Here is a 25,073-nt window from a genome sequence, read left to right as displayed (position 1 = left end):
CTGTGTTCGGGCTAACGCCCTATTAGGTAAGTCGCAACTCGATGCTCGCGTCTCGCGAACGGATGGACGATGAACCGGTCGTTTTTGTGTTTAAGCGTCGCCATGGTACTTGCGCAGCATTGATCGAAATGGGGGCTTGCTTGAAGCTAGACACGATTGGAGTCAAAAATGACGAGGCGTGGGCTCCGTGGAGTTTAACTGCGGCCACATGCCTTTTACTAGTGCTCGTGTTCAGCGGAAAAACGGCCTCATATTTCTGGGACTATCGTGTCTACGAGAAAGGTTTGAGTTGCTTTTCAAACGGGCCGAATCCCTACGCATGTGCATCGGGTGAATTTCCGTTCGTCTACCCACCTTTCTTTCTCAAGGTATTCTCAATTGCGAATTTTTCAGCGACGTTTTCCGCACTTGTCTTGTCCTCAGCAGCAGGAATTATTTGTGTTTGCATCGATCTAAGGCACTTAATTCCCTTTCGTCGCCTGCTGCCCTGCCTGATTCTTGGCTTCTTGATCGGAGGATCAGGCTTTGCTTCGATCCAAACGGGAAATATTAGCGTCTTCGCACACCTGCTCCTCGTTTCGCTATCCTACGTTCTCTACACGAAACGGTCGATCTACACGTTGGTGCCGCACGCGATCGCGATCATATTATTTTCAGCCATAAAGCCATACTTCCTCGCCTATGCCTTGCTCTATCTTTTTCTGCCACGCCGCAGTTTGGTTCCACTCGTCGCGGTACTGCTATCGGTTGCCGGCATCTATATCGCGCAACCTGCTCTTTATCCGCAACTGTGGGCGGGTTTCCAGGGCGCCATCTATAGTCAGATCATCCAGCATGGGGACGCGGGGCTGACAATTTTCGGCGTGTTTTCAAAGTTCGGGATGGGGAAGTTCGGCTTTATTCTCCATGTTCTCCTCATGCTTCTCGTTGCACTGACATCGGCAGTTCTTCGGTACCGGCACGGACAACGCTCTGCGCAGATCAGCTCTGCGAGCGAGCTGTTTTATTTCCTCGCCATCGTCATTCTGCTCAACCCGAGGTTGATGTCGTATGATTTCAGTGTTTTTTCGGTTTGCCTGTATTTTTCCATGATCCTCTCGTCACGAGGTGATGGATGGGTGGGCCCATTTTTAAAGATTTTCCCTTTCCTGACCATCCAGCCTCTATGCCTCGAAGGACTGTTTGATATTCGAGTGCATTCTCTAACCTACTACTTCCTCGCAACCTACATCCTGCTGGCTGCGGCAATCTCCTGCCATTGGCCCTTGCGTGTCACAGGGACAAAAGCATCGGACAGCGTTGCGCACGAGAAGTAATTGCGTACAAGCCGGAATTGATCCGCGGCCGGCCCAGTCCTCCGATCCAGCTGCAGGCCCATGTCCCGCACGGATTCGGACATACGGCCCGCTTCGAACTTGTGCCAAAGCGAGCGTCACGCAACGACGTTCAAAGCGACTCCTCCAACGCTCCGCGCTTCGTAAATATTAGCTTGCGCAGCCATTTGCTAACACTTTCGGTGTGTTGCATGGCGGGTTTCTCGATCAATCGAAAGGTCGCGTAACTGATAAGAATCAAGACAGGGGTATTCAGCAGGATCGTGAACCAATGCTCCAGAGGGGTGAACATTCTCGCGCTTTGCTTTCCAACGACGAGGTTGAAAAGCGCAAACAGAATGAACCCGTGCAGGAGATAGATGCTGTAAGCGACTAGTCGGGCTTATCATTCTTTTTGACCTCTCTGTAGAACCAGCGCTGCGCGAGCGCCCGTCAGCATACTGGGCCTTCCCACCCGGTCGTCTTCATTGGGCGCCGAGGATGGCTATAGAGACGCTTGCGTAGTTTTGCGAACGCATCAATCAAGCACTGCACTAAATCCGCACAGGTGGAAACTCGGCCGCGCCCAGATTCTCGATCTCGATGTAGGACGGGAACTCGTTCGCGGTTCGCGAGTACAAACCCACGGCCGTTTGGGAGAACCCGAGCCGTTTGAAATAGTCGTGGCAGGTCGCATTCCTTCCGGTATCGACCAGATCAGCGCGGACTTCAGATCCGGATTTCAGCGCCAACCGCGTAGCAATCGCCCCGACGACCAACTCTGCGCCGAGCCCAAACACGCGGCACGACAGGACGACCTGGACAATCTTCTCGCCATTGATCAGGCAAACAGAGATGATGCCGTTGTCGATCAATTTGTCTCGCAGCGAAGAGACCACGCAATACCCGCCCTGGGTTATGAACGCCTCGAACTCCGACCGCTCCCATCTTTTCCCAGTCGTATTGAATTGATTCGTCTTGTTGACAAGCTCGAACGCGCGATCGAAGTGTCTGGATTGCGGCGTCTTGATCAAGAAGAATGACTGGCGAAGCTGTAACGAAGCGAGCCACTCTTCCCGCGAAACACCATTGTTCGCGTCGGCACTGGCTTCGCGCTGCGAGATCGCGCGCACGAGTTCGGTGCGGCGCGCTGACTCTTCGGTGACGATGGGGACCTGCGTTTCGGCCGATCGCAGAATGATTCGCCGCCAGTCGTAATGATTGCCACCGAGGCAACGAATGGCTGGAATCGCCGCCTTCACCTCCGACAACTCGCGGTTGTTGTCGTCGATGAATACACAATTGCCTGGAAGCAGATTCACCTCCTTGAGGATTTCAAGGATGTTCTGCGACTTGGGCTTCCAGTTGATGCGCACGCACGCGAAGTCGTCCATGATGATGGCGCCGCGCCAGATGGCGTTGAACCGTTCAATGGTTGGCGCTTCTTCATTCTTGCTGCAGATCGCGAGCAATCCGCCACGCTTCTTGAAGAACAGCAAGGCTTCAGCGAGGCCGATAGGCCAGCCTTCGATGCGCTGTTCCTGGCTCACGCTCTCGCCTTCCGCTGCCACACCGCGCCACATGGTGTCGTCGAGGTCGACGATAATCAGCTTCACAGGGTCTCGCTGCTCGATGACCTTGACTATCGCTTCGATCCGGGAAAGGAACGCGAGGGTAAACTCACGGGACGCGACCTCATAAGTCATGATATTCCCGATTGCTTTAGGCGCAATCAACCGATTCGCGTCAAGCTTGAAGTCCCAATCGTTGATGAACGACGCATGCGAACTGCTCAACAGGACATCGTCCTGCAGGTGCCGGCGGCCGACGAAATTCAATATTTCGTTGGCGTCGAGAAAGTAGCAATTATTCGTCTTACGCACGGCGTCCGACAAAAGCCGGTTGATCTCGCGCACCAGATTGCCAGGCGATGTCGCACCGAATGGATCGATGAGATCGCCTTCGTAATTGAAGCTCGGCTCGAAAAACGATATGAAGACAATCGGAGCCGTCGTGATCTGCGCGGCGACCTGCGCCACTTTCTCAGCGAGATATTCTCCTGTTCTCTCCAGCAATGAGCGCGCTTCCTCGTCCGAACGCAGGCGGGAAAAAACCATGTCCACCGCAGGTTCGGACGTTTGCGTCACTTCGCCCAGAATGTGACGGAGCGTGAGATTCACGACGACGACGTCATCGGTTGGCGCGGCGTCCGGGATCGGTGCGTGGCGTCTCGAGCCCATCAGTATGTGCCGGATGTTGTGCCCGGAGTTTGCGCTTCGCTTGACGAGCATCTCCACAGAACACGTGCCGAGCAGCAATATATTGAGCTTGCGCGAATGGATCGCGAGCGACGTCGGCGGCAGCGGTAAATTGACCTGTTTATCGGCGACCGACGAGTAAAACAAATCGCGGACAAATTGACGCATTTAGGACCTCGAAGTCGAAACGTTCTCCACCCGCAGGCGGCATCGGCCTTGAGATTAGAGCAGAGCGCAGATGCACCATCTGTGCGCCGACATACACAACCCCGACCGGATGATCCCTGCGACGGCACGCATGACGTTTATAAACGTCCTCGACAGAACGGGACCGACCGGGGAGATAAAAAAAGGGAGGAACCAGCCCTTGACGAGCGCTTCGAACTTCAAGGGGGCAAACTGGAGGGAGGAAACTGGGTATGCAAGCTTGCCGGGCCGCCGGCTATGACTTTTATTTTCGAGGCCGATGCAACTCAAGTCGAATAATCCTGAGCCTGGAATATCCGTCTCAACTGTTTGATTATATTCACACCTCCCCATCCGATAATCAGCCTCGCAAACAGCGACGCCCAATCCTTGCTGGGCATCTCTATCTCCCTCAACAAAACTCGCTCGACAATGGCAAGCCTCAAGGCGATATTCATTTTCTTGTAAATCAGGACATTAAATATAAATGATGAGACATGCCCTTTTGACATCAGCTTGTTATATTTTTCAAAGAACACGAGACTGGGTTCGCAACTGACCGCCTTCGATATTCTGGCGGGACTTTCGCTCAGGGAATACTCCACCAGTGCATCGTGCAAATAAACGAATACGCAGCCTGCCATTTCAGCTCGAATGGCGAAATCCCAATCCTGATGACGGCGCAACGATCCATCGAAGCTGATCAGCGGGTACTGATGACGCCACATCATGATCGACGAGGTCTGAATATAGCCTCCCTCCAGCAGGATGAAGTCGAGCATCGACTGGCCATCGTAGGGCGCGCGGTTACCCGGGATGCGCCGGCCGGCGTCCGTTAGCACAACGTTACTGAAGAGCACCTTTGCTTCGTTCCCGGCAGGCTTTGAGCCGAACGCGGCGATGCAACGTTCGAGCTTGTTCGGGAGCCATCGGTCGTCAGCGTCCAGGAACGCGATCAGATCACCGGTGGCCTCCTCAATGCCCCGGTTTCGGCACCACGCCGCACCATGGTTCTCGCTTTCGCGAATCAGGCGCAAGACAATGTCGTCTCCACAACGACTCGGCAATTCGAACTGCAGCCCCGATGCGTCATCGACGACGATGATTTCCTGCGGAACAACGGTTTGACTGGAGATCGATTCTATTGCCACCCAAAGCAAATCAAGGCTGTTGTAGTGTGGAATGATCACACTTACGTTGTAGACATTGTCAAAATCACGCCCCATCCCACACCTCGAATCTGAATTTCGACAACTTCCTCGTGCAAAGAGTAAAACTATCGGTCTTGATCTGGTAGCACGTCAATCACACATATTCTTACCGTTCCTTACCGGAAACCGATCTCCTCGTTGAAAATCCGCCATATTTCTTACATTTAAATTAAACATACTTTCTAATTCCATACATAGGCGATTGGCAAATCTTCCCCAACGGGTTTCGGACCAGTCTTTTCAAAGACCATAGAGCCGACGCAATTCAATAACGAACGCAACCGATAGGCGTTCTGGAAGCCAAAGCAATAGATGATTCGTCCGGCGCCGCATCGAGTCGCAAAGGACCATGCAGCCCAGCTACTTTCGGAGAGCCTCGCCGGTTTTGTGTCGACGCCTTGTTTCGGCAATTGCCCCGTCGACTCGTCGATCCCCGTACGGATGCGCGCACGCAGTGCAGCGTAATTGCATCACGCTTTGATGAATCGTAGGCCGTGTCGCAAGTGCCGTTCCGTGGGTTGCCCAACAAATCCGCGTGAGTTGTATCTGTACATTCTCCGGTGCGTGTGCCGCTCGTTGCGCACTCAACCGGGTGGCGCGCGAAGCCCCGTGCCGCACCGGAACTTCCCACCGCAAGTCGAACCAGGTCCTCAATGTCCTCGTCTCCGCTCACGCCGCCAACCATGCAGGAAGTCCTTGTCTGGCAATGGGATCTCGACGCCTGCCGGAGTGATGTTGATCGGTACTGGGAGGTGCTATCCGCACAGGAGCACGAGCGGGCCGGCAACTTTCGCTTCGAGTTGCATCGCTGCCGCTATGTGGCCGGAAGGGGAAAACTCAGACAGATCCTTGGCCGCTATGCCGGGCTCCCTGCGCGGGCGGTCGCACTCGAGTATGGTCCGGAGGGCAAACCGTTTTGCACGAGCCAACCCGCTGGATGGAGGATCTGCTTCAACCTGAGCCACAGCGAAAATACGGCGGCGCTCGCCATTTCGAGCGGGTTCGAGGTGGGCATCGACGTAGAACATAATCGCCCGATCGAGGAGAGCATGCCGCTCGAAGTCTTCTCCGCTCGCGAGCGCGAGCAATTCGATGCGCTCCCGGCAGCGGAACGGCAAACGGTTTTCTTTGAAACCTGGGCGCGCAAGGAGGCCTGCCTGAAAGCGCTCGGCACGGGCTTCATCCTGCCGCCGGAGCATTTCGAGTTCGATCTTTCCGTTCACGGCGACACCACACCCCGCTTCGTCGGCGGCGAGGCGGCAGAAGCCTCGCATTGGTGCATTCGCGCCCTGTCACGCAGTCCGACCTGCGCGGGAGCAGTGGCTGCACGCCACAGTGACTGGTCGATCGTCGACATGAACTGACCTGGCAAGGCCTCGGGCGCGCCGTCATGGTCGCGATCCGTTTGCTGCCTCGCACAACGCCACGCTCGAATCGCCAGTCTTCGCCTCGAATCAACGCACACAGGACCCACGCCGCGATTCCCGCCAAACCCGCCCGCATGGCGGAAAGCGAGCCGCGCCCTGCGCGCAGATATGCCCGCGCAGTCCCAATGTGATGTGTTGCTGCAGCACATCGTGTGTGCGACGGCGAACGGATAGGCATCCCGCGGAAGATTAACTTCCTCCTACAGCAAATTTCAAACTTGGGACACGAGCCAGGTGCGCAAAGGCTCCTGCCGCTTGTGCTTCCAGTGACCGGCTGCCGTTCTGCGCAAGTGCCGCGAGCCCATCGCCACGCCTTGCTCAGCACCGGACCTTCGTCAAAATTGTTGGGGGAGTAGCAAATGTCACACAGAGATGGACTTTCAGGCGTTTTGCCGGGCGGGACCGATCACGTGCCTGGCGTGGCAGCGCGCTTCGATGCCATATGTGCCGGGTTCGGCAATCATCTTGCTGTGATTGACGCCACGGGCGAGGAAGACTACGCCGCCCTCGGCGAACGTTCGGCGCGGCTCGCCACCGTCCTGCACGAAATGGGACTGGATCCGGGCGAGCGCTGCGCGATCATGGTTTCGCGCAGCCGCGACACGCTGGCTCTGATGCTGGCGATCCTGCGTCTTGGCGCCGTCTACGTGCCGCTGGACCGCGCCTATCCGAAGGCGCAGCTCGATTTCATCGTTGCCGATTGCGCACCCAAGCTCATCATCGCCGAAGCGGCGGCGCTCGCCAGCGTTGGCGAGCTGAACGGCGTCTCGGTCGATCTCGAGCATGTCGTGGCGGCGGCAGAAGCGGCCGAGCCCGCCCCGCTCCACGCGTGCAGTCGTGACGACGCGGCCTACGTCATGTACACCTCCGGCTCGACCGGCAAGCCCAAGGGCGTGGTCGTGCCGCAGCGCGCGATTCTGCGCCTCGTGCAGGGCCAGACCTTCACCGAGCTTTCGCCCCACACGCGCTTCCTCAACCTTGCGCCGCTCGCCTTCGATGCGAGCACGCTTGAGATCTGGGGACCGCTCCTGAACGGCGGCTGTGCCGCCATCGTCAACGAGGTCCAGCCCTCTCTCGACACGATCGCGTCCGAGATAGCGCGACTTGGCGTTACCAGCGCCTGGTTCACGGCTGGCCTCTTCAATGCGCTCGCCGACTACCGGCTGGAAGCCTTTCTTCCGCTCAAGGAGGCGTTGACGGGCGGGGACGTGCTGTCCCCCGTCCATGTACGCAAGGTCATGGAGGCTCACCCGGGTCTGCAGATCATCAACGGCTACGGCCCGACCGAGAACACGACCTTCACCTGCTGCTACCGCATTGCGCGCGACGGCGCGTCGCTCGATGCCATTCCCATCGGCTACGCCATCGCGGGCACGAGCGCCTACATCGTGGACGACAAGCTCGCGCCCGTTGCCGATGGAGAAGTCGGCGAACTGGTCACGGGCGGTGACGGTGTCGCGCTCGGCTATCTCAACCGACCAGAACTGACGGCCGAGAAGTTCGTCGACGACGTTTTCGCTCCCGGCGGCAAGCTCTACCGCACCGGCGACCTCGTGCGCCGCCGCCCGGACGGGGCGATCGAATTTCTGGGCCGCAACGACCGGCAGATCAAGATTGCGGGCAAACGCATCGAACTCGACGAAATCGAACATGCGCTGCGCGTGGCCCCCGGCGTGGCCGATGCGGCCGTGGCGGCATTCGATGGCCGCATGGGCAAGGCCATTGCAGGCTTCGTGAAGGCCGATGCGGCGGATGCAGCAGCTCTCCTGAACGAAATCCGCGCTTATCTCAAGTTCGCCCTGCCCGACTACATGATGCCGTCGGAATTGCGTGTCCTGCCGGACTTTCCGCTCACGCCCAATGGCAAGATCAACCGCAAAGCGCTGCTTGCGTCAATCGATACGCAATCCGAAGCATCAGCAGCGACCTCGCCTGTGGACGATGGTGTTGCCGACAGGCTCGCGAGCGTATTCGAGGGGCTCCTCGGCAAACCCGTCGATCGCCGCGCGAACTTCTTTGACCTGGGCTTGCGCTCGCTCGATCTGATGCGCGCCCACGCCATCATCGCGCGCGACGTGGCGGCGAAGGTCGCGCTGGTGGATCTGTTTCGTCATCCCAATGTCGAGGCGCTGGCTTCGCATCTGCGCACGACCATCCCGGCAGCGAACAAAGAGGCAATTCGACAACGCCGGGACGTGCATAGCGGGGCAATCGCAGTCGTCGGCATGTCGGGAAGGTTTCCCGGCGCCCGCAATGTCCCGGAATTCTGGGCCAACATCCTCGCGGGGCGCGACTGCATCACGCATTTCGACCTGGCGGAACTCGAAGACAGTTTCGACGACAAGTCGCGTCGCGACGCGAGTTATGTCAAGGCGCGGCCGATACTGGCGGATGTCGATCACTTCGACGCCGGCTTTTTTGGCATGCTCGCGCGCGAGTCCGCGCTCACCGACCCGCAGCAGCGGCTGTTCCTCCAGATCGCCTGGGAAGCGTTCGAAGATGCCGGATACGACCCGGCAACGATCGCCGGCGCCGTCGGGGTGTTCGCCGGCACGTCGATGAACACCTACTTCCTCAAGCACATCCTGTCCGATCGCGCGGTCATCGACGAGTTTACGAGCCAGTTCCAGATCGGCGAATATCAAAAGCTCGTGGGCGCCGGCGATTTCGTCGCCACCCGCACCGCTTACAAGCTCGGACTCACGGGGCCGGCCATTTCCGTGCAGACGGCATGCTCCACCTCGCTCACCGCGATCAGCCTCGCCGTCGAGAACCTTCGGGCGGGACGTTGCGATATGGCGCTGGCTGGCGGCGTCTCGATCACCTTCCCCCAGAAGCGCGGCTACTTCTACGAAGAAGGCGGCATGGGCGCGCCCGACGGCGTGTGCCGTCCGTTCGATGCCGATGCCAAGGGCACGGTGTTTGGCAGCGGTGCCGGCGTCGTCTTGCTCAAACGTCTTGAAGACGCCATCGCCGACGAAGACCCGATCTATGCCGTGATCCGCGGTGTGGGCATCAACAACGACGGCTCCGACAAGGTCGGCTTCACCGCCCCGAGCGTCGACGCCCAGGCCCGCGCCATTGCCATCGCGCACGCCGAGGCTGGCATCGATCCGGCGTCGATTGGCTATGTCGAGGCCCATGGCACGGCTACGCCGCTTGGCGATCCGATTGAATTCGCGGGCCTCGTGCAGGCGTTTCGCCTGGGCGGCGCCGAGGGCGGCCAGTTCTGCGCGCTCGGCTCGGCGAAGGCCAATGTGGGGCACCTCGACGCCGCCGCAGGTGTGACGGGTTTCATCGCCGCGTCGCTCGCATTGCGCCACCGCACCTTGCCGCCGCTCACGCATTTCCGTTCGCCCAATCCTGGCATCGACCTGACCAGCAGTCCGTTTTTCTTCAACACGGCCGTACGTCCCTGGGCTGATGGCGCCACGCCGCGTCGCGCCGGTGTGAGTTCCCTCGGCGTCGGCGGGACGAACGTCCATGTGGTGCTGGAGGAGGCACCTTGCCGTACCGCCTCGGGCGAACAAAGCGAAGGACTCCAGATCCTGCCGCTGTCAGCCCGCAGCACGGCGGCGCTCGAACGCGCGAAGGCGAATCTCTCCACCCATCTCGCCAGCCATCCGGAGATCGCGCTAGCCGATGTGGCTGCGACGCTGCAAACGGGACGCCGCGATTTCGCGCACCGCGCCGTTGTCGTCGCCGAGAGCGTGGAGCAGGCCCAGGTCAAGCTCCAGAAAGGCGCGATCGAAGCACAAGCGCCACAGGCAGCACCGGCGGTCGTCTTCATGTTCCCCGGCCAGGGCGCCCAGTATCCGCGCATGGGAGCCGCGCTCTATCGCACCGAGCCGGTCTATCGCGAGTGGATCGACAAGGGCGCAGAGGCGCTGGCTCCGCATCTCGGGCTGGACATCCGCACGCTGCTGTTGAGCGAAGCCCCGGAAGGCGACGACACTCCGCACCCCATCCGCTCGACGATCTACGCTCAGCCTGCGCTCTTCCTCGTTGAATATGCCCTGGCGCAGTTGTGGATTTCGCGTGGCATCAAGCCGGCAGCCATGATTGGCCATAGCGTCGGTGAACTGGTCGCGGCCTGCGTGGCGGAGGCGATCGCCTTCGAGGATGCGCTGCGCCTGATCGCGCAACGCGGTGCGCTCATGCAGTCGGCCGAACCGGGCGCGATGCTGGTCGTGCGCCTGTCGGAGGCCGAACTCAGCCCCATGCTGCCCGCCGACGTCGATCTCGCCGCGATCAATGCGCCGACGCTCAGCGTCGTGGCAGGCCCCTTCGCGGCCATCGAGGCATTCGAGGCCACGCTCAAGGCGCGCGATATCGAGCATCGACGTCTGCACACGTCGCATGCATTCCACTCGCGCATGATGGCTGGGGTCGTCGACGATCTTGCCAAGGTCGCGAACAGCCTGTCTTTCGCGAGACCGAAGATTCCGTACGTGTCCTCCGTGACCGGGCAGTGGGCGGCGATGGATCAGCCGGTGTCGGGAGCGTACTGGGCCAGCCATTGCCGCAATGTCGTGCGCTTTAGCGACGCGCTGGCCACGGTCACCGCAGAAGGCAAACCTCTCCTGCTCGAAATCGGCCCCGGCCGCACGCTCTCGACCTTTGTCCTGCAAGGCTTGCCCAAGGACCGGCATCAAGGCGCGATTGCCTCCCTGCCCGATTTTGCGACGCGCGAGCGCGAGCTTGCCGTTCTCGCCGAGGCAACCGGGCGCCTGTGGCTGAACGGCGTCAAGCCGAACTGGAAAACGCGCCGAGCCGAAACTGGCCGCCGCGTTTCGCTACCGACCTATCCCTTCGAGCCGGAACGGCACTGGATTGACGCCCCGGCAACCGCCTCGTCAAGTCAGCCAACGACCGTTGCCCCAGCGATTGCCGCGCAAGCCTCGTCCGAAGCCCTAAACGATATTCCTCAGACCGCCATGACCCAAACCGTCCAAATCGACCGCAAACCGCGTCTCATTGCCGAACTGGCGTCACTGCTCGCCGAAATGTCCGGCGAAGCACCGGATACGTCCAATCCGGACGTGACCTTCTGGGATCTCGGTTACGACTCGCTGTTCATGGGACAAGTGTCCCGGCAGCTGCGCCGCCGCTACGACGTCACGATCAGCTTCCGGCAGATCATGAGCGACTATCCGACGCTGCCCGCCCTCGCGCAGTTCCTCGACAGCGCGATGCCGCCTGATCCGGAAGTGCCTGCTGAGGCTGCACCGGTTGCAGCACCCGCCGCTGCACCGGTCGCTGTTCAAGCCGCGGCCGCGCCTGTCGCCGTTGCGGCGGTGCAGGCCGGCGCGCCTGTGGCAGTGCAAGCGGCCGTAGCGCCGGCCACGGGCGACCTCCAGTCGGTGATCCGCGACCAGCTCGCCGCGATGCAGTCGGTGATGGCGCGTCAGCTCGAGGTGCTGCAAGGCGCGCCGCTGGCCGTGCAGCAGCCCGCCGCGGCGATCCAGATCCCTGCGCCTGCTGTCGCTGCGCCGGCACCTGTAGCCGTCGCAGCCCACGCAGCTGCCGCCGCGCCCGCGCGCTCCGCCGGCCCCGAGATCAAGTTCGAGGAGAACCGCCCGTCGCGCTTCACCGCGTACAAGCCGGGCGCCGCGCACTCGGCCCAGATGACCGACGCCCAGAAGTCGTTCATCACCGACCTCGCCGCGCGCTACTCGGCGAAAACCGCCATCTCGAAGACTCGTACGCAATCCTACCGGGCGGTGCTTGCCGATCCGCGCACCGCCAGCGGCTTCCGCGAGGAATGGAAGGAGCTCGTCTATCCGATCGTCGCCCAGCGCTCGAAGGGCTCGAAGATCTGGGACGTGGACGGCAATGAGTACATCGACGTGGTCAACGGCTACGGCCAGACCGCGTTCGGCCACACGCCCGATTTCGTGGTCGAGGCGGTCAACGCGCAATTGGCGGAAGGCTTCGCGATTGGACCGCAGTCGCCGCTCGCGGGCGAAGTCGCCCAGATGTTCTCCGAGATGACGGGCCACCAGCGCGTCACGTTCTGCAATACCGGCTCGGAAGCCGTGATGGCGGCGATGCGCCTCGCGCGCACGGTGACCGGCAAGGACAAGGTGGTCTGCTTCGACGGCGACTATCACGGCCAGTTCGACGAAGTGCTCGTGAAGCCGGGCAGCGAAGCGGGCGTGCCGCGCGCGTTCCCGCTCGCCCCCGGAATTCCGCAGACCTCCGTGGGCAACATGGTCGTGCTGCCGTATGCCCGTCCTGAAAGCCTCGAGTGGATCAAGGCCAACATCGACGACATCGCAGCGGTGCTGATCGAGCCGGTGCAGTCGCGCCATCCGAACTTGCGTCCGAAGGAGTTCGTGCAGCAGTTGCGCGACGTCACGGCGGCCAATGAGTCGGCGCTGATTTTCGACGAGGTCGTGACGGGCTTTCGCGTCCATCCGGCCGGCATGCAAGGCCTGTGGGGCATCCAGGGCGACATGGCGACCTACGGCAAGGTCGTCGGCGGCGGCCTGCCCATTGGCGTGCTTGCGGGCACCACGCAGTACATGGATGCGCTCGACGGCGGTCAGTGGCAATTCGGCGATGCTTCGGTACCCGAAGTTCCGCCGACGTTCTTCGCGGGCACGTTCGTGCGCCATCCCGTGGTGCTGGCCGCAATGAAAGCCGTCCTTCTGCACCTCAAGGAAGCTGGCCCGGCGCTGCAGGAAGGGCTCGGTGCGCGCATGGCCGGCCTCGTGCAGCGTGTCAACGCGCATCTGGAGAAGGTCGGCATCGCCGCACGCGCGGAGTCCTTCTCGAGCTGGTTCTATGTGAATCTCGCGGGCGAAGATCGCCTCGGCAGCCTCTTCTATCCGTATATGCGCTACCTCGGCGTTCATATCATGGAAGGCTTCCCTTGCTTCCTGACGACGAGCCATTCGGACGAGGACATCCGCAAGATCGGCGACGCCTTCATCGCGAGCATCGACGCGCTCCAGCGCGTTGGCATTCTCGGCGGCACGCAGGACGCCGTTTCGCATGCGCAGGCCGAACCGCAACTCACGCAATCCGCCCTCACCGAGCCGCAGAAGGAAATCTGGATGTCGGCCCAGCAGGGCCACGAGGCCTCGCTCGCGTTCAATGAGTCGTTTACGCTCGAACTCAATGGCAAGCTGAACGAGGCCGCTTTCGAACGCGCCTTCGCCGCGACTGTCGCCCGTCACGATGCGCTGCGCGTGCACTTCTCACGCGTGGGCGACACGATGTTCGCGGAACCGACGACGACCGTTCCGCTGGTCCCGATCGACCTTTCCGCTCACGCCGATCCGACGGGCGAACTGAAGGCCATCATCGACGCGGAAGCCCGCGAGGTCTTCGACCTGACCAGTGCACCGCTCGCGCGCGCCGCACTGGTTCGCCTGGAAGCGCAAAAGTGGGCGTTCGTGTTCACGGCGCATCACATCGTCTGTGACGGATGGTCGATCAACATCATCCTGCGCGATCTGTCTGCGCTCTACGCGGCAGAAGTCTGGGGTACGCAGCCCGAACTCGACGAAGTGCAGAGCTTCCTCGCCTTCGCCAAGGCACAGGACGAAATCGGCGTCGAGAAAGACACGCGCAAGTTCTGGATGAACGTCCATCGCGACCCGGCGCCGCAACCCGACTTGCCCGGCGATCGCCCGCGCCCTGAGCGCAAGAGCTTCAACGGCGCTTCGACGACCCGCCATCTGGGCGCCGACCTTCTCAAGCAGGTCAAGACGGCTTCCTCGAAACAGGGCTGCTCGCTGTTCGCCACGCTGTTCGGCGCGGCTCAGGTGCTGTTCGGCCGTCTGTCCGGCAATGATGATGTCGTGATCGCCGCACCGATGGCTGGCCAGTCGCAAGCGGGTGAAGCGCTGCTGGTCGGGCACTGCGTCAACTTCCTGCCGTTGCGCGTGAAGTTCGACCGCGAGAAGCCTTTCGCCACGCACATGAAAGCGGTGCGCGATCACCTGTACGACGCAGGCGACCGGCAGAACTACACCTACGGCGCACTGGTCCGCGATCTCGGCATCAAGCGCGATCTCAACCGGCTGCCGCTGACGGACCTGCAGTTCAACCTGGAAAAGGTCGACGGCGAACTCGACATGGCAGGCGTCACCACGCACTTCGCGCCGAATGCAAAGGCCTACAGCAACTTCGATCTGTTCCTGAACGTGATCGAATCGGCACAGGGTCTGCGTCTCGATTGCGACTTCAACACCGACGTCTATGACGAAACGACGATCCAGCGCTGGCTCGGCTACTACGAAACCTTGCTGACGGCGATCGCGCGCGACGCCGAAACGCCGGTCGCGGCACTGCCACTGCTCGATGAAGTGGCGATCCATCACCTTCGTGACGAGCTGAACGCCTCCCAGCGTGACTTCGATCTCTCGCAGACGACCCCGGCGCTGATCGCCGCGCAGACCTGGCAAGCCCCGGATACGACAGCCGTATCTGACGACTCGACGAGCCTGACCTATGGCGAACTCGACGCACGCGCCAGCCAGATCGCCCGCCGGCTGATGGCGGCTGGGATCGCGTCGGGCGGACGCGTCGCCCTCGCGATGGAACGCAGCGCCATGATCGTGGCCGCCATGATCGGCGTGTGGCGCGCGGGCTGCGCCTACGTGCCGCTCGACATGACGATGCCGCCTGCCCGACTGCGCCAGATTCTCGATGGCGCCGGCATCGCCGCCGTCCTCAGCGATGAGGCAAGCCTCACGGTACTGGAACCGGGCGCCCATCGCGTGCTGGACGTGGAGGCGCTCCTCGCGCAGGACGACGACGAAACTGTGGCGCTGCCCGCCGTAACCGACGCGGATTCGGCCTATGTGATCTTCACGTCGGGCTCGACGGGTCAGCCCAAGGGCGTGGAGATCGGCCATCGCGCGCTGAGCAACTTCCTGCTCTCGATGGCGCACGCGCCGGGCTTTACGGTCAGGGACAGCATCGTCGCGGTGACGACGTTCTCCTTCGATATCTCGGGTCTCGAGCTGTTCCTGCCGCTCATCGCCGGCGGGCGGACCTTCATCGCCGGCCACGCGGAAGTGCGCACCGGTTTCGAGCTTGTGACCCGCCTGAAGGAAGAGGCCGCCACCGTTCTTCAGGCGACGCCTTCGCTGTGGCGCATGCTGCTCGAGGCCGGCTTCAAGGCGCCGAAGGGCTTCAAGATCCTGTGCGGCGGTGAGCCGTTGCCGCGCGATCTCGCCGACGACCTGCTCGCGACCGGCGCGGAGGTGTGGAACCTCTACGGCCCGACCGAGACGACGATCTGGTCCTCCGCCTCGCGTGTCGTTGAGAACGCGCCGGTGGTGATCGGCGCGCCCCTCGCCAATACCGACCTGCACGTACTGACCGACGACCTGCATCTGGCGCCGGAAGGCGTGAGTGGCGAACTGTGGATTGGCGGTGAAGGCCTCGCGAAGGGCTATTTCAACCGCCCTGACCTGACCGATGCCGCCTTCAGGTCGGTTGCCATCGAAGGCGCCGCACCGCGCCGGCTCTACCGTACCGGCGATCTTGCGAAGCGGCTCGCCGACGGCTCGCTCCAGCACCTGGGCCGTCGCGATCAGCAGATCAAGCTGCGCGGCTTCCGCATCGAGATCGAGGACATCGAGGCCACCCTGCGCAAGGCGCCCGGCGTTGGCGCAGCCGCCGTCGCCCTGCATACCGTGGGCGACAGCCCGCGGCTCGTGGGCTACGTAGTCGGCGCCGGCTCCGGCAAGCCCGACCAAAGCGCGGTCGCGGCGCACGTCGCCGGACAACTGCCGTCCTACATGGTGCCGACGCTGTGGATGACGCTCGAAGCCCTGCCGCAGACCAGCAACGCCAAGCTCGACCGCAAGGCGCTGCCCGTACCGACGGCGGACATGGTGGCCGTGCCGGTGCGCCAGCCGCATGCTGCGCTCAAGGTCGTGCCGCAAGCGCCGGTGCCGGTCGAATCGGCGGCCATCGAGCCGCAGGCGAGCCAACCGGCGGAGATCATCGCCGTGGCCGAACCCGTGGCCATGACGCCGACGCAGTCCACCATCGCCGCAATCTGGGGCGAGGTGCTCGGCCTCCAGCAGGTTGGTATCGACCAGAAGTTCTTCAGCCTCGGCGCGGATAGCCTGCAGCTCTTCCGCATCGTCGCGCGGATGAACGAACGCGGCCTGGGCGTGGATGCGCGTCAGCTCATGAAGAACGTCACGATCGAGCAGCTGGCCGCGAGCCTTGACGGCACACAGACGGACGAGCCGGTCGAGGCGCCCGCCGTGGCGCGGCCGTCGATCCTCAACTTCAAGCGCAGGATTGCCGAGGGAGCCTGAGCGATGAACTCGATAGCCTTGAATATCGCACCTGTGCAGGAGGTCGAAGCGGGCCACGCCCTGTTCCCGGCGACCGCCTGCCAGGTACGCTACTGGCACGAGCAGAAGGCGTCGCTGAAGGCCTCCGCGCTCAACATCGCCTTCCGGCTGCAACTGTCGGGGCCGCTCACTGCCGCGAGCATCGAACAGGTGCTCGGCGAACTGGTCGCGCGGCACGAGATTTTGCGCACCGGCTTCCTGATGACGGGCGCGGGGCTGCGCCAGCAGGTCTGGAGCCGCGCGCCCTTCCGGCTCGAGGTGGTCGACCTGACGGGATTCGACGACAAGGCTGCCGTTGGCGAGGCCGAGCGTGTCGGGCGCGAGCAGGCCCGCACGCCGTTCGAGTTGTCCTCCCCGTCGTTCTTCCGCGCCGTGTGGTTGCCGAAGTCGGCCACGCAAGGCGAATTGCAGCTGACGTTCCATTCGCTCGTGATGGATGGCTGGTCCTTCGCGATCCTCGTGCGCGAACTCGTGGAAGGACTCGCGGCGTTGCACGCCGGCCACGATCCCGATTACGCCGACGTCGACCTGCACCATGGCGACTACGCGCTGTGGAAGGGCGAGTTCCTGGCCAGCGGCGCAATCGATCGCGCTCGCGTCCATTGGCGCCAGGAGCTCAAAGGGTTCAGCCGCTTCGACGTAAAGGGCGACCGCCTCCGGCCACCGGAGCGGCGCTTCCAGGGCGTCATTCGCTCCATCCTGTTGCCGGCGGAGATGAGCGAGAGCCTGATCGCGGCAGCGAAGACGCAAGGCGTGACACTCTTCAGCGTGGCGGCCGCGGGCCTCGCGATGTCGCTGCAAAAGACGACTGGGCAGCCCAAAGTCGCCATGGGCACGCAGATGTCGGTGCGCGATCAGCAGGAACTCGAAGGCGTCGTTGGCCCGCTCATCAATACGGTGATCCTGCGCCTCGACGTGACCCAGGGCAGCACGCTTGCCGATGTCACCGCGCTGTGCGGCGCCAAGCTCAGCGACGCCATCGAGCATCTACACGTGCCGTTCGAAGAGATGATGGAAATGGCAGGCGAGGTGTCGGATATGAACCGGCCGCCGCTATGCTCGGTCAACTTCGCCCTGCAGCAAAGCTTCGTCGGCATGGGCGACGAGGTCCGCCGCCAGGAGTTCGCCGCGACGACTTCGCCCTCTTTCAACGCGGGCGCGCTCTACGACCTCAACTTCTTCATGGTGCGGCGCCCGGAGGGCTGGCGCATCTCCTGTGAGGGTGACACGGACCTCTACGACATCGAGACGATCGACTGGCATCTCGCTAACTGGCGCGAGGTGCTGGAAACCGCCGAAATCACGCCGCAGCGAGCGCTCGCGCCCGCGGGCGGGAAAGACACCGCGCAAGTCGCGGGCGGGGTGGGCGTCAGCGGTTTTATGAGCCGGGCCGAGCTGGAAGCGAAAGCGCACAATATCGTGCGCTTCAACGAGGAGGGTTCGCAAACGCCCATCATCGTGCTCAACAACATCGCGGTCCTCTATGAGCTGGCCAAACAGGTCGGCGACGAGCGCCCCATCGTCGATGTTCCGATGGTGCCGAAGACGCCTCAGCCCAACTTCCCGCTGCGCGCTTTCGAGGACCTCGCCGCGGACGCCGTACGACTCATTCGACTGATCCAGCCAAACGGCCCCTATATCCTCATGGGGTACTGCGTGCTGGGCGCGATGGCGCTCGAGGCCGCCCACCAGCTCCGCCGCGAGGGCGAAACGGTCGAACTCGTCATCCTCACCGATTCCTGGTGCCCGGGTTATCGGGAGACGATGCCCAGATATGACCGCCTGTTGCGCAAGCTGCAGGTGCGCATGGACGACATCCCGCGCGACTTCCGCCTCGCGAGACGCGGCGAGATGTCCATGATCGCGTTCCTCCAGCAGTTTCGGACCGTTCGCTGGCTTCGTCTCACCCAGCTCGCCGTAAAGTTCGGACTGTTGAAGAACGATAGTGCGAACAACATGATTGACGACAACCTCTGGTATGGCCGCAACATCGGTTATCTGCGCGAGCAGCAGGTGCGGTATCGTCCGAAGCCCTATGACGGCAATGTCCAGATCTTCCGCAGCGGTCAGGTGCTCAAGGGGCGCCTCTTCGCACACGACATGGGTTGGGGTGAAGTGGTCACCGGCAAACTGGTCGTCACCGAGGTTCCGGGCATGCACAACCAGATGTTCCGCGCGGCCGGCGCGGCGGTCATGGGCAGGCAACTGCTCGACCGCTTCGCCGAAACCGGGCACGACGAACAGGAAAACGCCCTTGAAGGGTCATGATCTCGATGCGCCACGATAGGGTAAGAGGCCTATGTCCCGTTCGCGTAAGGTTTTGCTGGTCGTGCTTTTCGGCGCACTGTCCGTCACCGGCCTTTTCGTCAGGCTAGCCGTTCCCGGCCTGTTTCGCCGTGTGCCGGTCGCCGTCGCCAATGCGTCGGAGCCGCCCTCTGGAAGGGTGCGCCTCGCAGTGCTTGGCGACTCCAATAGCCAGTCCTACCACGACACACTGATGTTGGGAGATCCGCACGCGCGAGGAGGCCAGTGGCGCGCGACCACCTGGCAGTGGACCGAGGTGCTCGCCCAGTTGCGGGGAGACCAGATCGACCAGGGCAAATGGGGCGTTTGGGGAACCGGGAAGTATCGGGCCATTGCCAGCGAAGCTTTGGGTGCGCTGGCCCGCACGCCCCCAAAACAGGACTACCGCTATAACTTCGCGGTTAGCGGCGCGACCTGCAGCCAGTTGATGGGGCAATCGCAGCGCCAGGCGATCCGTCTCGTCGATTTGATGGACACAGAACCACAAGCCTGGCGAGGCGGCATCGTGTTCATCCGGATCGGTGACAACGATCTCAGCAGCCACGAGCTATTTGATGAGTTGTCGCGCGATCCGACTGCGTCGCACCCCGCGGCCGTGATCGACGCTTGCATCACGTCAATTGGCGACGCCGTCGCGCTGATCCGAAAATATCACCCGGATACCTATGTCGTACTCTCGACCGCGGCTAGCGGGGCGGACTGGCCGGGCGAGTTCGAAAGCTGGCAATCCGCCAGAGAGATAGCCAATATCGATGCCGGGATAGATCGCTTCAACAATGGCTTGCGCGCGCTCGCCGCAGCAGATCGCCATGTCTATGTACTCGAAGATGAAGCGTGGTTCAGAAGCATGTGGGGCCAGCGCGACGATCAAGGGCGTCCAAATTACAAGACGGTTCATCTGGCGCCTGGCTGGGCCATCACCAATACCTCCGGCGACGATCCGCACAATGTCTTCCTTTCAGACAGCCATGCCGGCGTAGTCTGGAACACGCTCTGGACCCAGTACTTTGTCACTTCGCTTAACGCCGCTTTCGGGCTGCATATCAAACCGATCACGGACGCCGATGTCGTCGATTTTCTCCGGCCAAGCTTCAGAGCCGCCGACACGACTTCTGTGACCAGGCAGGAAGCTGTCAACTAGACCGCTCATCCCGGGTAAACGCCAAAACCGGTTTGGATGTTCGTCAACGCACATCTGGCCCACAGACGCGATAGTAGCCTGCAAGCAATACCCTCTAACCTGCAAAGGTGTGCCATGTCTGTGACTAGCAATGGTGCCGCGTTGGCCGATGCATCACCCCAACTCACCTCAGACGGAAAAATCCTGCACGCCTGCAACAAGGAATTCAAAAGCAACTTCAATCTGCATCCGTTCAAATTCAACCATCTGTTGCATGAAAGCGGCTTGTTCGAGATTCCCAGGATCGCCGAAGTCGCCCAGCGGATGCTAGAGAAGAATGGCAACGTCCGCGCGATCAACTTCAAGAATAGTTCGCTGGAATCCAGATTCAGCGACATGCCGCATAGCACTCGGCTGAAAGAAGCGTTTGCGAGCGTTCACGAAAACGACTCATGGATCAAGCTGACTCAGGCACACCTTTACGACGCGGACTACGCCCATGTCCTTGACTCGATTACAGCCGAGCTCGAGGAGTTGGCCGATTACCCGCTGCGCAGCGACATCACCCTGGTGACGATGACCTTGCTGGTCTCGTCACCAAAGATCTCGACGCCCTTCCACATCGATCACGAAACCAACTTCCTCTTCCAGCTGCAGGGCTCGAAGGACGTATGCCTCTTCCCGGCTACCGATCGCGAGCTGGTGCCGGACCAGGAAGTGGAGCGCTACTACGCCGGTAACTTCGAGGCCGCGCGCTATCGCCGTCAACTGCAGAGTCGCGGCACGATCTTCCGGCTCAACCCGGGCGAAGTGGTGCATCACCCTCCATTGGCGCCGCATTGGGTCAGGAACGACGACAACATTTCAGTGAGTATCAGCATCAACTACTGCATGAAGTCGCTCGAGCGACGCGCACGGGTTTACCAGGCTAACTACGTTCTGCGGATGATGGGACTGAAGCCGATGCCGCCCGGAGTTTCGCCATTGCGCGACAGCTTGAAAAGAAAGGTCATTTCGACGCTCGAACACCGCCATCCCAAAACGTTCGCGGAAGTCGTTCACTCGCCGGTGACCCGATTGAAGTCACCGCTGAACGCGGTTCGGCGTCTGGTCAAACGCTGAATGCTCGCGATTCAATCGTTACGCCAGTCGGACAACTGCGGCATCTGCGCGAGGTAATCATGGACTATATCGGCCGCCCTCACTTTCTGGCTCCTGAGCCTCTCTTGAGGGAAGCGTCAGCCTCGCCGGCAGGCGCGCGCGAGACGACTGCGCGGTCCAATCCTGCGCTTGCGGCGGTTCCCTCGGTTAGTGAGCCCTGCCTGTTGTCGCTCGTCGTGCCGTTCTATAACGAGGAGGAGATGATTGCCGCGTTCTTCAGTACGGTCATTCCTGTACTCGAATCGATCGACGGAACCGAGTGCGAAATCGTCTGTGTGAACGACGGCAGCCGCGATGACACGTTGCGCATGCTGATCGGGATGTCGAAGGAAGACAGCCGTATCCGTGTCATCGACCTGACGCGGAACTTCGGCAAGGAGGCCGCGCTTTCGGCAGGGCTCGACGAAGCGCGCGGCGCCATTGTGATTCCCTTCGACGCGGATTTGCAGGACCCGCCGAATATCATTCCGCTATTGGTCGAGAAATGGCGCGAAGGCCACGATGTCGTCGTCGCCAAACGCGTGAGCCGGCTCACGGATACCTTCTTGAAGCGCCAGACCGCGGCGATCTTTTATCGCATACACAACGCAATGTGCGACACGAAGATCCCGGAGAACGTGGGTGACTTCCGTTTGATCACGAGGGAGGTCGTGGACGCCCTTAAACAGCTCCCCGAGACGCGGCGTTTCATGAAGGGGCTGTTTGCCTGGGTCGGCTACCGGACCGCAGTCGTCGAGTATGTGCGCGAGCCTCGCCTCGCAGGAAGGTCGAAGTTTTCGGGCTGGAAACTGTGGAACTTCGCGCTGGAGGGCTTCACGAGTTTCAGCACGCTGCCGCTTCGCGTGTGGACTTACGTCGGCAGTTTCGTGGCATGCATCGCGATTCTGTATGCATCGTTTCTCATTGTGCGAACCTTGATTCAAGGGATCGCCGTACCCGGTTACGCGTCTTTGATCTCGGCCGTGCTCCTGCTCGGCGGGGTTCAGTTGATCGGTATAGGCGTACTTGGCGAATACATCGGCCGCATCTACTACGAATCGAAGAACCGGCCGGTTTACCTGATCCGCCGCCGCTATCAATCTGCAGGCAGCCACGATGACTGATCGGCGTGCGGTACGAAGGTTCGTCGTCTATGCGGGAGTCGGTGCAATCGGCACCGGCGCGCAGTATGCGATTCTCATTGCGATGGTCCACTCCGGCTTGGCCTCTGCGGCCGTCAGTTCCATGGCCGGGGCAACCGTCGGCGCGATCGTCAACTACAGCCTCAACCGCCAGATCACGTTCCGAAGCAAGAGCAATCCACTGTCGACCGCACCGAAGTTCGCCATCATCGCCTTGCTCGGCGTATTGATGAACGGCGCGTGCATGAAGTTCTTCGTCACAGGTCTTGGTTTGAACTATCTGATTGCGCAGCTGGTCACGACTGCCCTCGTTCTCGGCTTGACCTATCTGCTCAACTCGGCGTGGACGTTCAATGAGAAGGGGCACCTCTCCGGAGCGGCCTCCAATGCGTCTGAACAGGTCCCGACGGCAGGCGACGCACCGTCGTCCTGAACGCGGTTCCCCTTTCGGCAAACCAGGGAATCGTGTCTGCGCGCACGCATACGCCGATGAATCCGCCTCGCTCGATCGAAAGCCGCGTTGCCCAACGCACAGAGAGTTCCAACTCCACCGGCTAAATTCATCGCGTGACTTGCCTACACAAACGTAAGCGAGACGCCCTGCTGTCATATGACGGCCGGGACGACATCGAGCGATGAACGCGGCGCGCAGAAACACGCCGTCGATTCCGAGGGTTCGCCACATGGCGCTGGATCGCTCCAGACCTTGGCGGCACTTGCGTGCCGTCAAAGCAGGCATCGGCCTACGCTCAACCCTCGACTGATATTGGGCGTTAACAGCTCATTTTGCTGATTGGACCACTGGGCAGTTAACTCCCTTATCTATTGATCTTCTGGCTGCAAGCGTGGAGGTGCTACATGACAATAAAGTGGTCACGGGGGAATGTGCATTTGATCCTGTCCTGGATCGTCGTCGGCATACTCGGTATCGTCGAGGGCCTCTACGGTCGGACGCAATATTACGGCGACTGGATCTCCTATCTCAATGTCAGCTGGGCCGTCACGCACCTCGACTGGCGCGAAATTTTCAACCCCTTCTGGAATCCTGGATATCCCGCATTGGTGGCCGGTGCCCGAGCGCTGGCCGCCCCCACGCCGGACGGCGAGTGGTATGCCATAACGGCAATCAACTGGGTAATCTATCTGGTGGCTTATGCAGCCTGGCGCGGACTGATCCGGAGTGCGCTCGCGCTGTATTGGCCTGGTTCGCTTTCGCTGAGCAAGCACCCGTTTACGATCTGGATTGGGGTTTGCATTTTTCTTGGCGCGTGTCTCGCGCTTGACTCCGTTTCAGCCGCATGTCCAGACTTGCTTGTGACCACGGGCTTCCTCCTGGCTTCCGGCCTGCTTCTCTCCCTGATTCGCCGTCGGGACCTGCTGACTGCGACTTTGCTTGGTCTGGTCCTAGGTCTCGGCGTTTGGGTAAAAGGGGTGTTCACTCCATTTGCCTGCCTGTTCATGTTGACGCTTTTCATCTATTGCTGCGTGAGGGGCGGTTTGTGGAAATCGCTCGGTGCGGTAGTGGGAACGTTCGGTGTTTTCTTTGCCGTCTACATCGCCGGGATTTCCTGGTCCTATGGGGAATTTACGCTTGGCGCCTCCGGTGCCTTGAATGTCCCCTGGCACGTCAACGAGTTGCCTCACCTCACCAATTGGCAAGGCGGACCGGCGCAGTTCGGCCGGCCAATTCATCCGACCAGTCAACTTGTAGCGGGCTTGCCGGTTTTCGGCTTTGGAACACCTTTCCGCACGACTTACCCTCCCTATAACGACGTCGCATATTGGTACAAGGGCTTTAAGTCATTCTTCAGTCTGAAGATGCAATTGATCGCAATGGGCCGCTCGCTGTGGAGCCTGCAGCAGATACTCAAGCAACACCCAACCGTGCTTGCGGTCGCCGCGGCTTTCTTGTTTATCGTTGCGAGGCGGTCATGGCGAACATCGCTCTTCAAGACAATGATCCGCGTTTGGCCATTGCTGTTGCCAACCGTCGGAGGCTTTGCCACCTATTTTATTGTTCACGTTGAAGATCGCTATCTCAGTGCGTTCGTTATGGTCATTGCGCTTCTGTCATGGGCGCCATTACTCGACGCAACGTTGCAATCGCGCCGCCTGCTCGCCACAGCGCTCGTCATCATCTATGGCGCAGGAGCCCTCGGTGAGCTTGCGATGACCGATGGGCCTTCCTTCGTCGCGGGGGCTACTCGAGCGGACTTTCATGACGACCCGAAATGGCGGATTGCTGACGCTCTCACTGCCTCCGGGTTGCAGCCCGGGGACCCGGTCGCCGTGATCCGGGATAGCTATCCAACGGTCAGGGTCAGTTGGGCCTATGTGTCGCGCTTGCGCATCGTCGCCGAGTTCGGCGGTCTTCCGTACCGTATCGAGCCTCAGGACCGTAACCGCCTTGATCGCAAAGACGAAGTCCTCTGGCCGAATTTCAGTGAAACATTCTGGACGAAGCTGACGGAGCAACAGCGTGAGGAGATCATGCAGGCGTTTCATCAAACCGGAGCGCGAGCGGTCGTGTCGCTAGCGATGCCGAATATTCAGCCCGGTCCTGGCTGGGTAGCCCTGAAGGGAACGCCCGCGTGGCTTTACAAGTTCGCCGATGCGGCCAAATAGACCCAGGGTCGCAACT

The 25,073-nt window shown here is 61.2% G+C and carries 11 protein-coding genes; 9 read left to right on the top strand and 2 right to left on the bottom strand.

What is annotated here, in order from left to right; translation table 11 throughout:
- Positions 1–62: 62 nt before the first annotated feature.
- Positions 63–1,316 (top strand): hypothetical protein, encoded by a 1,254-nt coding sequence (locus A3CW_RS52180; protein WP_154677830.1) that lies wholly within the window; start codon positions 63–65, stop codon positions 1,314–1,316.
- Positions 1,317–1,867: 551 nt separating this feature from the next.
- On the opposite strand, the gene A3CW_RS44925 is transcribed toward A3CW_RS52180, so the two are convergent.
- A complete protein-coding gene (locus tag A3CW_RS44925; RefSeq protein WP_051481142.1) occupies positions 1,868–3,739 on the bottom strand; it encodes an HAD-IIIC family phosphatase in 1,872 nt (623 codons plus the stop codon).
- Positions 3,740–4,044: 305 nt separating this feature from the next.
- Positions 4,045–4,983 carry a glycosyltransferase family 2 protein gene (locus tag A3CW_RS0102230; protein WP_028202111.1) on the bottom strand — a complete coding sequence of 313 codons (939 nt, stop codon included), beginning with the start codon at positions 4,981–4,983 and terminating at the stop codon, positions 4,045–4,047.
- A gap of 668 nt (positions 4,984–5,651) precedes the next feature.
- Here A3CW_RS0102230 and A3CW_RS0102225 point away from each other — a divergent pair.
- The 8 genes from A3CW_RS0102225 to A3CW_RS0102190 all read left to right on the top strand — a co-directional run bounded on the left by A3CW_RS0102225 (position 5,652) and on the right by A3CW_RS0102190 (position 25,057).
- The gene (locus A3CW_RS0102225; protein WP_245623514.1) at positions 5,652–6,332 is read left to right on the top strand and encodes a 4'-phosphopantetheinyl transferase family protein; all 681 of its coding nucleotides are present in this window, start codon (positions 5,652–5,654) and stop codon (positions 6,330–6,332) included.
- Between the two features lie 422 nt (positions 6,333–6,754).
- A complete protein-coding gene (locus A3CW_RS44920; RefSeq protein ID WP_028202109.1) occupies positions 6,755–16,687 on the top strand; it encodes a hybrid non-ribosomal peptide synthetase/type I polyketide synthase in 9,933 nt (3,310 codons plus the stop codon).
- A 3-nt stretch (positions 16,688–16,690) separates the two neighbouring features.
- Positions 16,691–18,994 (top strand): condensation domain-containing protein, encoded by a 2,304-nt coding sequence (locus A3CW_RS44915; protein WP_051481140.1) that lies wholly within the window; start codon positions 16,691–16,693, stop codon positions 18,992–18,994.
- Positions 18,995–19,025: 31 nt separating this feature from the next.
- Positions 19,026–20,171: an SGNH/GDSL hydrolase family protein gene (locus A3CW_RS0102210; protein WP_028202108.1), complete on the top strand. Its 1,146-nt coding sequence runs from the start codon at positions 19,026–19,028 to the stop codon at positions 20,169–20,171.
- 114 nt (positions 20,172–20,285) lie between these two features.
- Positions 20,286–21,272 carry a cupin-like domain-containing protein gene (locus tag A3CW_RS0102205; RefSeq protein ID WP_028202107.1) on the top strand — a complete coding sequence of 329 codons (987 nt, stop codon included), beginning with the start codon at positions 20,286–20,288 and terminating at the stop codon, positions 21,270–21,272.
- A 59-nt stretch (positions 21,273–21,331) separates the two neighbouring features.
- Positions 21,332–22,414, top strand: a complete 1,083-nt coding sequence (locus A3CW_RS0102200; protein WP_028202106.1) for a glycosyltransferase family 2 protein — start codon at positions 21,332–21,334, stop codon at positions 22,412–22,414.
- Complete coding sequence (locus tag A3CW_RS44910; RefSeq protein WP_051481138.1) at positions 22,407–22,865, top strand: GtrA family protein; 459 nt, start codon at positions 22,407–22,409, stop codon at positions 22,863–22,865. The genes A3CW_RS0102200 and A3CW_RS44910 overlap by 8 nt, the downstream gene beginning before the upstream one ends.
- Before the next feature lie 425 nt (positions 22,866–23,290).
- Entirely contained in the window at positions 23,291–25,057 is a 1,767-nt protein-coding gene (locus tag A3CW_RS0102190) for a hypothetical protein (RefSeq protein WP_028202105.1), read from the top strand.
- Positions 25,058–25,073: the final 16 nt, after the last annotated feature.

Origin of the sequence: Paraburkholderia nodosa DSM 21604 (assembly GCF_000519185.1) — a bacterium.
Lineage (GTDB): Bacteria > Pseudomonadota > Gammaproteobacteria > Burkholderiales > Burkholderiaceae > Paraburkholderia > Paraburkholderia nodosa.
Note: the sequence above shows the minus strand (reverse complement) of the source record. Positions and strands in the feature narration are given on the sequence as shown.